Genomic DNA, 12,805 nt, shown 5'->3' with positions numbered 1-12,805 from the left:
GCAGGAGAGGCATAATGAAAACGCTGCTGATTATTGACGCTAATCTCGGTCAGGCACGCGCCTATATGGCGAAGACCCTGCTGGGCGCGGCGGCGCGAAAAGCAAAACTGGAAATCATCGATAATCCTAACGACGCTGAAATGGCGATTGTTCTTGGTGATTCCATCCCGAACGATAGCGCGCTGAACGGTAAAAATGTCTGGCTGGGCGATATTTCCCGGGCCGTCGCGCATCCGGAGCTGTTCCTGAGCGAAGCCAAAGGCCATGCGAAACCTTACACTGCGCCGGTAGCTGCTACAGCACCGGTTGCAGCCAGCGGCCCGAAACGCGTGGTTGCGGTTACTGCTTGCCCAACCGGCGTGGCACACACCTTTATGGCGGCTGAAGCCATTGAAACTGAAGCGAAAAAACGCGGTTGGTGGGTGAAAGTTGAAACCCGTGGCTCTGTTGGTGCGGGGAATGCCATCACGCCTGAAGAAGTGGCGGCAGCGGATTTGGTGATTGTGGCGGCAGACATTGAAGTCGATCTGGCAAAATTTGCCGGTAAACCCATGTACCGCACTTCTACCGGTCTGGCACTGAAGAAAACGGCGCAGGAGCTGGATAAAGCGGTTGCTGAAGCGACGCCTTACGAGCCAGCAGGTAAAGCCCAAACGGCAAGCTCTGAAGCTAAGAAAGAGAGTGCAGGCGCGTATCGTCACCTGTTGACGGGCGTTTCTTACATGTTACCGATGGTGGTTGCTGGCGGTCTGTGTATCGCGCTTTCTTTTGCTTTTGGTATTGAAGCATTTAAAGAGCAAGGGACGCTTGCTGCGGCGCTGATGCAGATTGGCGGCGGTTCAGCTTTTGCGCTGATGGTTCCGGTACTGGCGGGTTATATTGCTTTCTCTATTGCCGATCGTCCGGGGCTTACTCCGGGTCTGATTGGCGGTATGCTGGCGGTCAGCACCGGTTCTGGCTTCATTGGCGGTATTATTGCGGGTTTCCTGGCCGGTTACATTGCGAAGTTAATCAGTACGCAACTGAAACTGCCACAGAGTATGGAGGCGCTAAAACCGATTCTGATCATTCCGCTAGTTTCCAGTCTGGTGGTGGGGCTGGCGATGATCTACCTGATCGGTAAACCGGTTGCTGGCATCCTCGAAGGCCTGACCCACTGGCTGCAAACTATGGGGACTGCGAATGCGGTTCTGCTGGGGGCGATCCTCGGTGGAATGATGTGTACTGACATGGGCGGTCCGGTAAACAAAGCGGCGTACGCGTTCGGTGTGGGTCTGCTGAGTACTCAAACCTATGGCCCGATGGCGGCGATTATGGCGGCAGGTATGGTGCCACCGCTGGCAATGGGGCTGGCTACGATGGTGGCACGTCGCAAATTCGACAAAGCGCAGCAGGAAGGCGGTAAAGCGGCTCTGGTTCTGGGACTGTGCTTTATTTCTGAAGGTGCAATTCCGTTTGCCGCCCGCGATCCGATGCGAGTACTGCCGTGCTGTATCGTTGGTGGGGCGCTGACTGGTGCAATCTCTATGGCGATTGGTGCGAAACTGATGGCACCGCACGGTGGTCTGTTTGTTCTGCTGATCCCTGGCGCAATTACGCCGGTTCTGGGATACCTGGTGGCAATCATTGCCGGTACGCTGGTGGCAGGTTTGGCCTATGCTTTCCTGAAACGTCCGGAAGTGGACGCTGTAGCGAAAACAGCATAATAAAACGTGAACTGCAGGGCAGGAATTTTCTGCCCTGTATCCGTTGATGACCGCAAGATAAGTGAAAAGTGTTTGAAATTAATTCTATGAATTTAAATGGTTTTTACTTCAAATAGAAACCTGAACCTCTCATCAAACAGCAACGTCATTTTCTCAAGGGCAGATTAATTTCTGCCCTTTTTTATTGTTTCAGTTCTGTGCATTACTTCACAATTTCTTCGCTTTTTCTAAAACCGCCAATAATAGAGTTTTGTGAGTCTGCTCAAATCTGCTCATTTTGCCCCTCTGGCAGTAATTTACTTTAAGTAAAACAAGCATACTATGAGCACATGTTTAAATATGAACATATGTTTAAACGGTCTTTGCAGTACCTATATTCTTGTGGATTGACAGGGTTGGTAATTTTTTACCAGAGGACGTGCTATGCGCGAAAAGGAATATGTCGTAATTATAGGTTCGGCTAATATTGATGTCGCCGGATATTCACATGGATCATTAAATTATGCGGATTCAAATCCTGGGAAAATAAAATTTACCCCCGGTGGCGTAGGGCGCAATATTTCACAAAACCTGGCGTTGCTGGGGAAAAAATCCTGGCTACTGAGCGCCGTAGGAAGTGATTTTTATGGTCAATCGCTCCTGACACAAACTAATCAGTCCGGTGTTTATGTCGATAAATGCCTTATTGTGCCAGGGGAAAATACCTCAAGTTATTTATCTCTACTCGATAATACCGGCGAAATGCTGGTTGCTATAAATGATATGAATATTAGCAACTGTATTTCAGCGGAGTTCCTCTCACAGCACCGTGATTTTATTCAAGGGGCAAAGGTCATTGTCGCAGACTGTAATATCAGTGAAGAGGCGCTGATCTGGCTCCTGGATAACGCCGCCGACGCACCTGTATTTGTCGATCCTGTTTCAGCATGGAAATGCGTCAAAGTACGCGAACGGTTAAAGCAGATCCATACACTGAAGCCAAACCGTCTGGAAGCGGAAACCCTGAGCGGTATTGCCCTTTCGGGGCGTGAAGATGTGGCGAAAGTTGCCGCCTGGTTCCATCAAAATGGCCTGAACCGACTGGTTCTGAGCATGGGCGGTGACGGTGTTTATTACAGCGATATCCGCGGTGAAAGCGGCTGGTCTGCGCCGATTAAAACCAATGTCGTCAATGTTACCGGCGCGGGCGATGCCATGATGGCGGGACTTGCTTCGTGCTGGGTAGACGGGATGCCGTTTGCCGAATCCGTTCGTTTTGCACAGGGTTGTTCGTCAATGGCGCTCTCCTGTGAATACACCAATAACCCTGATTTATCGATTGCCAACGTTATATCGTTAGTGGAGAACGCAGAATGTCTGAATTAAAAATTTCCCCGGAGTTATTACAGATTTCCCCGGAAGTGCAGGATGCTTTAAAAAACAAAAAACCGGTTGTGGCGCTGGAGTCGACCATTATTTCTCACGGTATGCCGTTTCCACAAAATGCCCAGACTGCAATTGAAGTAGAAGAAACTATTCGTCAACAGGGATCCGTACCAGCCACTATCGCTATTATTGGCGGTGTGATGAAAGTAGGCTTAAGCAAAGAAGAAATTGAATTACTGGGGCGTGAAGGACATAACGTAACCAAAGTTAGTCGTCGCGATTTACCTTTTGTTGTTGCGGCCGGAAAAAATGGCGCTACTACTGTTGCTTCAACCATGATTATTGCGGCGCTTGCCGGAATTAAGGTATTTGCCACCGGCGGTATTGGTGGGGTACATCGTGGCGCGGAACAGACATTCGATATTTCTGCCGATTTACAGGAATTGGCGCATACCAATGTTACCGTGGTTTGTGCCGGAGCGAAATCTATTCTCGATTTAGGTTTAACCACCGAATATTTAGAAACCTTCGGTGTGCCGTTAATTGGTTATCAGACCAAAGCATTACCGGCATTTTTCTGCCGCACCAGTCCGTTTGAGGTCAGCATCCGTCTCGATAGCGCCAGCGAAATTGCCCGTGCGATGGCGGTGAAATGGCAAAGTGGTCTGAACGGTGGCCTGGTGGTGGCGAACCCGATCCCGGAACAGTTTGCGATGCCGGAAGAAAGTATTAACGCTGCAATTGATCAGGCCGTTGCCGAAGCTGAAGAGCAAGGTGTAATCGGCAAAGAGAGTACGCCGTTCCTGCTGGCGCGAGTTGCTGAACTGACCGGCGGCGATAGCCTGAAATCTAACATCCAGTTGGTGTTTAACAATGCCATTCTGGCGAGCGAAATTGCCAAAGAATATCAACGTCTCGTGGGTTAATTTCTGACGGGCAGAAAGCCGTCGCCCGTACTTATCATACATACCGAAACCTGGCGTTGACGCCGGGTTTACTGGCATGAAGGGAAATCATTATGGATATAATGAGAAGTGTTGTGGGGATGGTGGTATTGCTGGCAATTGCGTTTTTGTTGTCAGTGAATAAAAAAAGCATCAGTTTACGCACCGTAGGTGCCGCGCTGCTGCTGCAAATCGCCATTGGCGGCATTATGCTCTATTTTCCGCCGGGAAAATGGGCGGTAGAGCAGGCGGCGTTAGGCGTACATAAAGTCATGTCCTACAGTGACGCCGGCAGTGCCTTCATTTTTGGCTCGCTGGTGGGGCCGAAAATGGATGTCCTGTTTGATGGCGCAGGCTTTATTTTCGCCTTTCGCGTACTTCCGGCGATTATTTTCGTTACCGCACTCATCAGTTTGCTGTACTACATTGGTGTGATGGGACTGCTGATCCGTATTCTTGGTAGTATTTTTCAGAAAGCCCTCAACATCAGCAAAATCGAATCATTTGTTGCGGTTACCACTATTTTCCTCGGGCAAAATGAGATCCCGGCGATCGTTAAACCGTTTATTGATCGCATGAATCGCAACGAGTTGTTTACCGCAATTTGTAGCGGCATGGCATCTATTGCCGGTTCGATGATGATTGGTTATGCCGGAATGGGCGTGCCGATTGACTATCTGTTAGCAGCATCGCTGATGGCTATCCCTGGCGGGATCTTGTTTGCGCGTATTCTTAGCCCGGCGACGGAATCTTCGCAGGTGACATTTGAAAACCTGTCATTCAGCGAGACGCCGCCAAAAAGCTTTATCGAAGCGGCGGCGAACGGTGCGATGACCGGGTTGAAAATCGCCGCAGGTGTGGCGACGGTAGTAATGGCATTTGTCGCAATTATTGCGCTGATCAATGGCATTATCGGCGGTATTGGCGGCTGGTTTGGTTTTGCCAATGCCTCTCTGGAAAGTATTTTTGGCTATGTGCTGGCACCGCTGGCGTGGATCATGGGGGTTGACTGGAGTGATGCCAACCTTGCGGGGAGTTTGATTGGGCAGAAACTGGCGATTAATGAATTTGTCGCTTACCTGAGTTTCTCGCCCTATCTGCAAACGGGCGGCACGCTGGACGTGAAGACCGTGGCGATTATCTCCTTTGCGCTTTGTGGTTTTGCTAACTTCGGCTCTATCGGTGTTGTCGTTGGGGCGTTCTCGGCTATTTCGCCAAAACGTGCGCCCGAAATCGCTCAGCTTGGTTTACGGGCGCTGGCAGCCGCGACGCTCTCCAACCTGATGAGTGCGACAATTGCCGGGTTCTTTATTGGTCTGGCGTAATGCTCGATTCGTAGGCCGGATAATACGCATCAAGCGTCGCATCCGGCAATCACGCAGCATTCAAATAATTTTTACTGCATCATCCCGGAGAGTTTATTCTCCGGGTCCATCTCCCGCGCCAGCTCTAACAACTGCTTTCTGTTTTTAATTAAATATCCTTTCTTATTTTTAATTAATAAACCATCGTGAATGAATTGTGCGAGAACATATAACAGATGTCGATAAGAAACACCCAGATACTCTGCCGCCTGGGTATGCTTTTCGTGATAAAGATCACCTTCCTGCGAGAGTAATATAAATGCGGCCAGGCGATTCACTAACGGAAATGATTGATTCTGAGTTAAGGAAACAATATTGCGATAATTTTTATGGCTTAAGGTGACGCAGAGTTTTCGTAAAAATAGTGTGTCGTTTAATAACAGCGGACGGTAATTTTTCATGGGAAGCGCAATACACCAACACTCTTCAATAGCCTGCACCGCGCGCGGTTTATGGTCTTTATCGATTAACTCAATCTCGCCAATAAAACAGGGGGCGGCAAAGAAATCGATCAGCGACACCCGACCATTAGCAAGCGTGGCGTAGAGTCTGGCGCGGCCTCGCGTCAGGTAAAACAGCCATGACGGCTGTTGTCCTTCCTGCACAATGTAGTCACGCGCTAAAAAATGAAACAGCCGCGTGTCCACTGAAACATCCGTTGCAAAGCACGCCTTAAATGCGGATTCGTCAATTAATTGCTGCTTAAGATCATTATTGTGGATTTCTTTCACGATGTTTACCCGCTATGAGATTTCTCATATTTAGCATACGTACGCTGTTGTTAAGATTCAATTATCGGCCCGATTGAATTTTCTTTGCTGTAGAAAAAATAACGCAACTTGAAACAGAGGGAATAAACAATGGAAAAAAGAAAAATTATCCTGGATTGTGATCCGGGTCATGATGACGCTATTGCAATAATGATGGCAGCGAAACATCCGGCGATTGATTTATTAGGTATTACCATTGTGGCCGGTAATCAAACCCTCAATAAGACATTAATTAATGGTCTGAATGTTTGTCAGAAACTGGAGATTAATGTTCCGGTTTATGCGGGGATGCCGCAGCCGATTATGCGCAAACAAATCGTTGCCGATAATATTCACGGTGAAACCGGACTGGATGGCCCGGTATTCGAGCCGCTGACCCGTAAAGCTGAAAGCACCCATGCGGTGAAATACATCATCGATACCCTGATGGCAAGCGATGGCGATATCACTCTGGTGCCGGTTGGTCCACTTTCAAACATCGCGGTGGCAATGCGGATGCAGCCTGCAATTCTGCCGAAAATCCGTGAAATTGTGCTAATGGGCGGCGCTTACGGTACAGGTAACTTTACGCCGTCTGCCGAGTTCAACATCTTTGCTGATCCGGAAGCCGCACGCGTAGTGTTCACCTCCGGCGTTCCGTTGGTGATGATGGGCCTCGATCTCACTAACCAGACTGTTTGCACCCCGGATGTGATTGCGCGGATGGAAAGGGCAGGTGGCCCTGCCGGTGAACTGTTCAGTGACATCATGAATTTCACCCTCAAAACTCAGTTCGAAAATTATGGTCTGGCTGGTGGCCCGGTGCATGACGCCACCTGCATTGGCTATCTGATTAACCCTGATGGCATTAAAACCCAGGAAATGTATGTCGAAGTAGACGTCAACAGCGGCCCTTGTTACGGGCGTACCGTCTGCGACGAACTGGGTGTTCTCGGCAAGCCCGCTAATACCAAAGTCGGCATCACAATTGATACCGACTGGTTCTGGGGATTAGTCGAAGAATGCGTTCGCGGCTACATCAAAACCCATTAAGTGTTGATAGCAAGTCGGGCCTGTATCGCAAGGTGCAAGCCCGGCTATTTATAATGGGCAGAAAGCCGTCGCCCAAAATGACATGAAGAGATAATAACTATGGATGTCATGAGAAGTGTTCTGGGAATGGTGGTATTGCTGACGATTGCGTTTTTGCTGTCGGTGAATAAGAAGAAGATCAGCCTGAGAACCGTCGGCGCGGCGCTGGTATTACAGGTTGTGATTGGCGGTATTATGCTTTGGCTTCCGCCTGGACGTTGGGTTGCAGAAAAGGTCGCTTTTGGTGTCCATAAAGTGATGGCGTACAGCGATGCGGGTAGTGCCTTCATCTTCGGTTCTCTGGTTGGGCCGAAAATGGACACCCTGTTTGATGGCGCAGGATTTATCTTTGGTTTCAGGGTATTACCGGCAATTATCTTCGTTACTGCACTGGTGAGTATTCTTTACTACATTGGCGTGATGGGGATCTTAATTCGTATTCTTGGCGGTATATTCCAGAAAGCTTTACATATCAGCAAGATTGAGTCATTTGTTGCTGTCACCACCATTTTCCTCGGGCAAAACGAAATTCCGGCGATCGTGAAGCCATTTATTGATCGTCTGAATCGCAATGAATTATTTACGGCGATTTGTAGTGGCATGGCCTCAATTGCCGGTTCGACGATGATTGGGTACGCTGCACTGGGCGTGCCAGTGGAATATCTGCTGGCGGCATCGTTAATGGCGATCCCCGGCGGGATCTTGTTTGCTCGCTTGTTAAGCCCGGCTACGGAATCTTCGCAAGTTTCCTTTAATAACCTCTCTTTCACCGAAACACCGCCAAAAAGCATTATTGAAGCCGCTGCTACAGGGGCAATGACCGGGCTGAAAATCGCCGCAGGTGTAGCGACTGTGGTGATGGCATTTGTCGCCATCATTGCGTTGATTAACGGTATTATCGGCGGTGTTAGCGGTTGGTTTGGTTTTGAAAATGCCTCGCTGGAGTCCATTTTAGGTTACCTGCTGGCTCCGCTGGCGTGGGTGATGGGGGTTGACTGGAGTGATGCCAACCTTGCGGGAAGTTTGATTGGGCAGAAACTGGCGATTAACGAATTTGTCGCTTACCTGAGTTTCTCACCGTATTTGCAAACCGCAGGCACTCTGGATGCTAAAACCGTAGCGATTATTTCTTTTGCGCTGTGCGGTTTCGCTAACTTTGGTTCTATCGGCGTGGTGGTTGGGGCATTTTCTGCGGTTGCGCCGCACCGTGCGCCGGAAATCGCCCAACTTGGTTTACGGGCGCTGGCGGCGGCGACGCTCTCCAACCTGATGAGTGCGACCATTGCCGGGTTCTTTATTGGTTTCGCTTGAGTGTCATTGCCTGATGCGCAAGCTTATCAGGCCTACATTTACTTGCTGAAATTGCCTGATTTGTAGGCCGGATAAGACGCGTCAAGCGTCGCATCCGGCAACATTGTTACACCATTGGCACTAATGAAAGCGCGTTATCGGCAGACAGAGTAGGGTTGTTTATGTTGCCGCTGGCGCGCGAAATTGCCGCGCAGGCCATCGCAAAACGGGCGCTATCGCGAAAACTGCTTCCTTCCAGAAAGCTATACACCAGTCCCGCCATAAAACCATCGTCGGCGCCAAAACTGTCTACCGTCGTATGTTTTGGTGCAGTCAGTAAAAATTGCTCGCCATCCTTTTCGCTGCAATAAACTGACTCATCGGGCAAATAAACAAACAGTTGCTGAACACCTTGCTGATGCAACGCATTCACTGCGGCATTACGGTCAGCATCGCTGGTGATCGCCTGTCCCCATAAAATTTCCAGTTCCTGCAAAGTCGGTTTCAGGGTGTGAATATGTGCCAGCCAGTGTTTGATTTTTCCTGCTTTAAATTCCGAAACGGTATCGACAAACACCGGAATTTCATCGGCAAGGGTAAAGACCCACTCCAGCGCCTCAGCAGTCAGGTTACAATCAGCCAGCACCACGCCCGCATGGCGAAGTAAATCACGCGACCCGTTCAGTAATTGCGGCGTCAATTGCTCCAGAAGATGGGTATCGTTTATCGCCAGCACGGTTTCATCGTCTTGATTGGCAATCGCGAGATATGTTGACGTACTTTGACCGTGTAAACGAACGCAGCCTGAGACATTCACTCCGGCACGGCGCGTCTCTTCTAAGAGCATTTCGCCATAAAAGTCATCGCCAATCACCGAGAGTAAATGCACGTCACGGCCCAGTAGTGCCAGATTGTGGGCGATATTGCGCCCGACGCCGCCAGCCGAGCAATGAATTGTACCGGGATTAGAGGCCGCTTGCGGATAACGGATATCCGCCATCCCGCGAATATCCATATTGATTGTCCCCACCACCACACAGTATTCCTGCTCGGTGAGAATGTAACCTTTGCCTTTAATCAGGCCTTTGCGCATTAAATCCATAATATGCGCCGCTACGCGCGAACGGCTGATTTGCAGCATATCAGCAATTTCATTCTGCTGGATCAGCGGGTTACGCCGCAAAATTGCAAGGATCTCCTTCTCCCGGTTATTCATTTTCAGGCTACCGCTTTTTCAGTTTGTTGCGCTTTCAGCCAGGCGATTTCTTCCGCCCAGATATCCGGGTTAATGGTTTCGAGGATCAGCGGAATACCGTCGAAGCGATCATCCTGCATGATCCAGCGGAAAGCATCATGGCCAATATTACCTTCACCAAGACTGTGATGGCGGTCAACGCGGCTGCCAAAGGCGCTTTTCGCATCGTTGAGGTGCATCCCGCGCAGATACTTAAAGCCGACAATACGGGCAAAATCTGCGAACGTTTTCTCGCATTCGGCAGGGGTACGCAAATCATATCCGGCAGCAAAAGCATGGCAGGTATCAATGCAAACGCCGACGCGGGATTTATCTTCCACGCCGTCGATAATCGCCGCGAGATGTTCGAACTTAAATCCTAAGTTGCTGCCCTGACCGGCAGTATTTTCAATCACCGCCGTCACACCTTGTGTTTTATCCAGCGCAATGTTGATGGATTCGGCAATGCGCGCCAGGCAATCCTCTTCTGAAATTTGCATCAGGTGACTACCGGGGTGGAAGTTGAGCAAAGAGAGACCCAGTTGTTCGCAACGCTGCATTTCATCTATAAACGCATCGCGCGACTTTTCCAGGGCTTCTGCGACCGGATGGCCAAGGTTAATCAGATAACTGTCGTGGGGAAGAATTTGCGCCGACGTGTAGTGATACTTTTCGCAGGCGGCTTTGAATTCATCGATGGTTTGCGTCGTGAGCGGTGCAGCACGCCACTGACGTTGATTTTTGGTGAACAAGGCAAACGCGGTTGCGTCGATTTCGGCGGCGCGAATTGCGGCATTTGCCAGACCGCCAGCAGCACTAACGTGCGCTCCAATGTATTTCATGCGAGGACTCCTGTTAAACCCGCTGGAGGAAAACGGTAATCATAGCGGGTTAACAGGAGCAAGATGTAGTGGTTTATGCGATGACGCTTTGAATCACATAGTTAATTGCACCACCACCAACAATCAACCAGGCAAACAGTACCAGTGCCATCAGCAGAGGTTTCGCCCCGGCTTTTTTCAGCGCGCTGACGTGAGTGGTCAGACCCAGCGCCGCCATCGCCATTGCCAGCAGGAAGGTATCCAGCGTTACCAGCATGTTCACCACGCTCTGCGGTAACAGGTGGAACGAGTTAAAGATGGCAACTACGATGAACAAGATGGCAAACCACGGAATGGTGATTTTGCTTTTCTCGCCGCTGTTCGCCCCAGATAGCTGTTTAACACGTGCAGCCAGCAGAATAAGGAACGGAGCCAGCATCATCACGCGCAGCATTTTGGAAATAACTGCTGCGTTTTCTGCATCCGGGCTGATGGCATGACCTGCCGCCACCACCTGCGCCACTTCGTGCACAGTAGAACCAATGTAGATACCGAAAGTTTCCGGGCTAAACCATTGAGACATCAGCGGATATATCGCCGGGTAGAGGAAAATCGCGACGGTCCCGAAGATAACCACGGTTGCAACAGCCACGGTTACTTTACTGGCTTCCGCTTTCACTACCGGCTCAGTTGCCAGTACCGCAGCGGCACCACAAATACTGCTACCGGCACCAATCAACCAACTGGTGTGCTTATCCAGGCCAAACACTTTCTGCCCCAGGAAGCAAGCCAGCAGGAAGGTACTGGACAGCGTCAGCACGTCAATGATGATCCCACTGATACCGACATCGGCAATTTGCGAGAACGTCAGACGGAAGCCATAAAGAATGATACCCAGACGTAATAAATATTGCTTGGCAAACAGCACGCCACCGTCACAGCTTTTCCAGATGTGCGGATAGATGGTGTTGCCTAAAACCATCCCCAACAAGATTGCGAGGGTGAGGGCACTAAACCCGGCACCCGCAACGGCGGGAATGGAACCACCCCACAGGGCGACCCCGGTGATAACTGCACTCAGGGCTAACCCCGGAATAAAATGCCACAGTGTACGATGTTGTTTCTGTAAGGTGATATTCGTCATAACCCTCTCCTTTAACCGGGCATAAGGTTACGTCTAACTGGTTTAAAAATAAAATTGATTATATATTTATAATTAATCTTTATAAGTGGTAAGCGACTATGCACATCACCCTCCGACAGTTGGAAGTTTTTGCAGAAGTATTGAAAAGTGGATCCACCACCCAGGCGTCGGTGATGCTGGCGTTGTCGCAATCAGCAGTGAGCGCAGCCTTGACCGACCTGGAAGGGCAGCTTGGCGTGCAACTGTTTGATCGCGTGGGGAAAAGACTGGTTGTTAATGAACACGGACGGCTGCTTTATCCGCGCGCGCTGGCGCTGCTGGAACAGGCTGTTGAAATTGAACAACTGTTTCGCGAAGACAACGGCGCGATTCGTGTCTATGCCAGTAGCACCATCGGCAATTACATTTTACCCGCTGTTATCGCCCGTTATCGCCATGATTACCCGCAGTTGCCGATTGAACTTAGCGTTGGTAACAGCCAGGACGTGATGCAGGCGGTGCTGGATTTCCGCGTTGATATTGGCTTTATTGAAGGGCCGTGCCACAGCACTGAAATCATTTCTGAACCTTGGCTGGAAGACGAACTGGTGGTTTTCGCCTCGCCAACCTCGCCGCTTGCTCATGGTCCGGTCACCTTAGAACAGCTTGCTGCCGCACCGTGGATCCTGCGTGAACGCGGTTCTGGTACGCGGGAGATTGTCGACTATCTGTTACTGTCGCATCTGCCGAAGTTTGAGATGGCGATGGAGTTGGGAAACTCCGAGGCCATCAAACATGCTGTGCGTCACGGACTGGGGATTAGCTGCCTGTCGCGACGGGTGATTGAAGAGCAATTACAGGCTGGCTCTTTACGTGAAGTTGCTGTCCCGCTGCCGCGCCTGATGCGCACGCTGTGGCGTATTCATCATCGGCAAAAACACCTTTCCAACGCGTTAATGCGCTTTCTGGACTACTGCAATCCTGCCAATTTACCGCGTTAAGTTGTGCTGTACAGGAACATGCTGGCGCTGTGTCGATTTCGTGACGCAGCGCCAGCGTCAGGCATTCGCCAGAAAAGAGATTGGCTGCTTTACTTATAATTCCTGGGCGATCATGA

At 50.2% G+C, this 12,805-nt stretch carries 11 protein-coding genes; 7 read left to right on the top strand and 4 right to left on the bottom strand.

Annotation, left to right across the window (positions count from 1 at the left end; translation table 11 throughout):
- The first annotated feature begins 14 nt into the window (after window positions 1-14).
- From fruA to C0K55_RS00545, 4 genes are all read left to right on the top strand, one after another.
- On the top strand, window positions 15-1,706 hold the full coding sequence (gene fruA / locus C0K55_RS00560; protein ID WP_001516718.1) for a PTS fructose transporter subunit IIBC: 1,692 nt from the start codon (window positions 15-17) through the stop codon (window positions 1,704-1,706).
- Window positions 1,707-2,129: 423 nt separating this feature from the next.
- The gene (locus C0K55_RS00555; RefSeq protein ID WP_001208187.1) at window positions 2,130-3,071 is read left to right on the top strand and encodes a pseudouridine kinase; all 942 of its coding nucleotides are present in this window, start codon (window positions 2,130-2,132) and stop codon (window positions 3,069-3,071) included.
- On the top strand, window positions 3,059-3,997 hold the full coding sequence (gene psuG, locus C0K55_RS00550; RefSeq protein ID WP_105266540.1) for a pseudouridine-5'-phosphate glycosidase: 939 nt from the start codon (window positions 3,059-3,061) through the stop codon (window positions 3,995-3,997). The genes C0K55_RS00555 and psuG overlap by 13 nt, the downstream gene beginning before the upstream one ends.
- 92 nt (window positions 3,998-4,089) lie before the next feature.
- Window positions 4,090-5,340, top strand: coding sequence for a NupC/NupG family nucleoside CNT transporter (locus C0K55_RS00545; RefSeq protein WP_001516715.1), 1,251 nt, complete (start codon window positions 4,090-4,092; stop codon window positions 5,338-5,340).
- 71 nt (window positions 5,341-5,411) lie between these two features.
- Here the strand turns inward: C0K55_RS00545 and C0K55_RS00540 are convergent, their stop codons facing one another.
- Window positions 5,412-6,110 carry a transcriptional regulator YeiL gene (locus C0K55_RS00540; protein WP_105266541.1) on the bottom strand — a complete coding sequence of 233 codons (699 nt, stop codon included), beginning with the start codon at window positions 6,108-6,110 and terminating at the stop codon, window positions 5,412-5,414.
- Between the two features lie 129 nt (window positions 6,111-6,239).
- Here C0K55_RS00540 and rihB point away from each other — a divergent pair, with 129 nt between their 5' ends.
- Window positions 6,240-7,181, top strand: a complete 942-nt coding sequence (gene rihB / locus C0K55_RS00535; protein ID WP_000415437.1) for a ribosylpyrimidine nucleosidase — start codon at window positions 6,240-6,242, stop codon at window positions 7,179-7,181.
- Window positions 7,182-7,280: 99 nt separating this feature from the next.
- Window positions 7,281-8,531, top strand: coding sequence for a NupC/NupG family nucleoside CNT transporter (locus C0K55_RS00530; RefSeq protein WP_000382959.1), 1,251 nt, complete (start codon window positions 7,281-7,283; stop codon window positions 8,529-8,531).
- A 106-nt stretch (window positions 8,532-8,637) separates the two neighbouring features.
- Here C0K55_RS00530 and C0K55_RS00525 read toward each other — a convergent pair whose 3' ends face one another.
- From C0K55_RS00525 to C0K55_RS00515, 3 genes are all read right to left on the bottom strand, one after another.
- On the bottom strand, window positions 8,638-9,726 hold the full coding sequence (locus tag C0K55_RS00525; protein ID WP_085449078.1) for a sugar kinase: 1,089 nt from the start codon (window positions 9,724-9,726) through the stop codon (window positions 8,638-8,640).
- Between the two features lie 2 nt (window positions 9,727-9,728).
- Window positions 9,729-10,586 carry a deoxyribonuclease IV gene (nfo, locus tag C0K55_RS00520; protein ID WP_059271203.1) on the bottom strand — a complete coding sequence of 286 codons (858 nt, stop codon included), beginning with the start codon at window positions 10,584-10,586 and terminating at the stop codon, window positions 9,729-9,731.
- Between the two features lie 73 nt (window positions 10,587-10,659).
- Window positions 10,660-11,709: a YeiH family protein gene (locus tag C0K55_RS00515; protein WP_000182053.1), complete on the bottom strand. Its 1,050-nt coding sequence runs from the start codon at window positions 11,707-11,709 to the stop codon at window positions 10,660-10,662.
- 98 nt (window positions 11,710-11,807) lie between these two features.
- Here C0K55_RS00515 and yieE point away from each other — a divergent pair, with 98 nt between their 5' ends.
- On the top strand, window positions 11,808-12,689 hold the full coding sequence (yieE, locus tag C0K55_RS00510) for a DNA-binding transcriptional regulator YeiE (RefSeq protein ID WP_000548304.1): 882 nt from the start codon (window positions 11,808-11,810) through the stop codon (window positions 12,687-12,689).
- Window positions 12,690-12,805 lie beyond the last annotated feature (116 nt).

Source organism: Escherichia sp. MOD1-EC6098 (assembly GCF_002965865.1).
Classification (GTDB): Bacteria; Pseudomonadota; Gammaproteobacteria; order Enterobacterales; family Enterobacteriaceae; genus Escherichia; species Escherichia marmotae.
This window is presented reverse-complemented; position numbering and strand designations above follow the sequence as displayed.

Excerpts from the sequence above, each read along its gene's own strand:
- fruA (WP_001516718.1), top strand. The coding sequence starts at position 15 with ATGAAAACGCTGCTGATTATTGACGCTAATCTCGGTCAGGCACGCGCC.
- C0K55_RS00555 (WP_001208187.1), top strand. The coding sequence starts at position 2,130 with ATGCGCGAAAAGGAATATGTCGTAATTATAGGTTCGGCTAATATTGAT.
- psuG (WP_105266540.1), top strand. The coding sequence starts at position 3,059 with ATGTCTGAATTAAAAATTTCCCCGGAGTTATTACAGATTTCCCCGGAA.
- C0K55_RS00545 (WP_001516715.1), top strand. The coding sequence starts at position 4,090 with ATGGATATAATGAGAAGTGTTGTGGGGATGGTGGTATTGCTGGCAATT.
- rihB (WP_000415437.1), top strand. The coding sequence starts at position 6,240 with ATGGAAAAAAGAAAAATTATCCTGGATTGTGATCCGGGTCATGATGAC.
- C0K55_RS00530 (WP_000382959.1), top strand. The coding sequence starts at position 7,281 with ATGGATGTCATGAGAAGTGTTCTGGGAATGGTGGTATTGCTGACGATT.
- C0K55_RS00525 (WP_085449078.1), bottom strand. The coding sequence starts at position 9,726 with ATGAATAACCGGGAGAAGGAGATCCTTGCAATTTTGCGGCGTAACCCG.
- nfo (WP_059271203.1), bottom strand. The coding sequence starts at position 10,586 with ATGAAATACATTGGAGCGCACGTTAGTGCTGCTGGCGGTCTGGCAAAT.
- C0K55_RS00515 (WP_000182053.1), bottom strand. The coding sequence starts at position 11,709 with ATGACGAATATCACCTTACAGAAACAACATCGTACACTGTGGCATTTT.
- yieE (WP_000548304.1), top strand. The coding sequence starts at position 11,808 with ATGCACATCACCCTCCGACAGTTGGAAGTTTTTGCAGAAGTATTGAAA.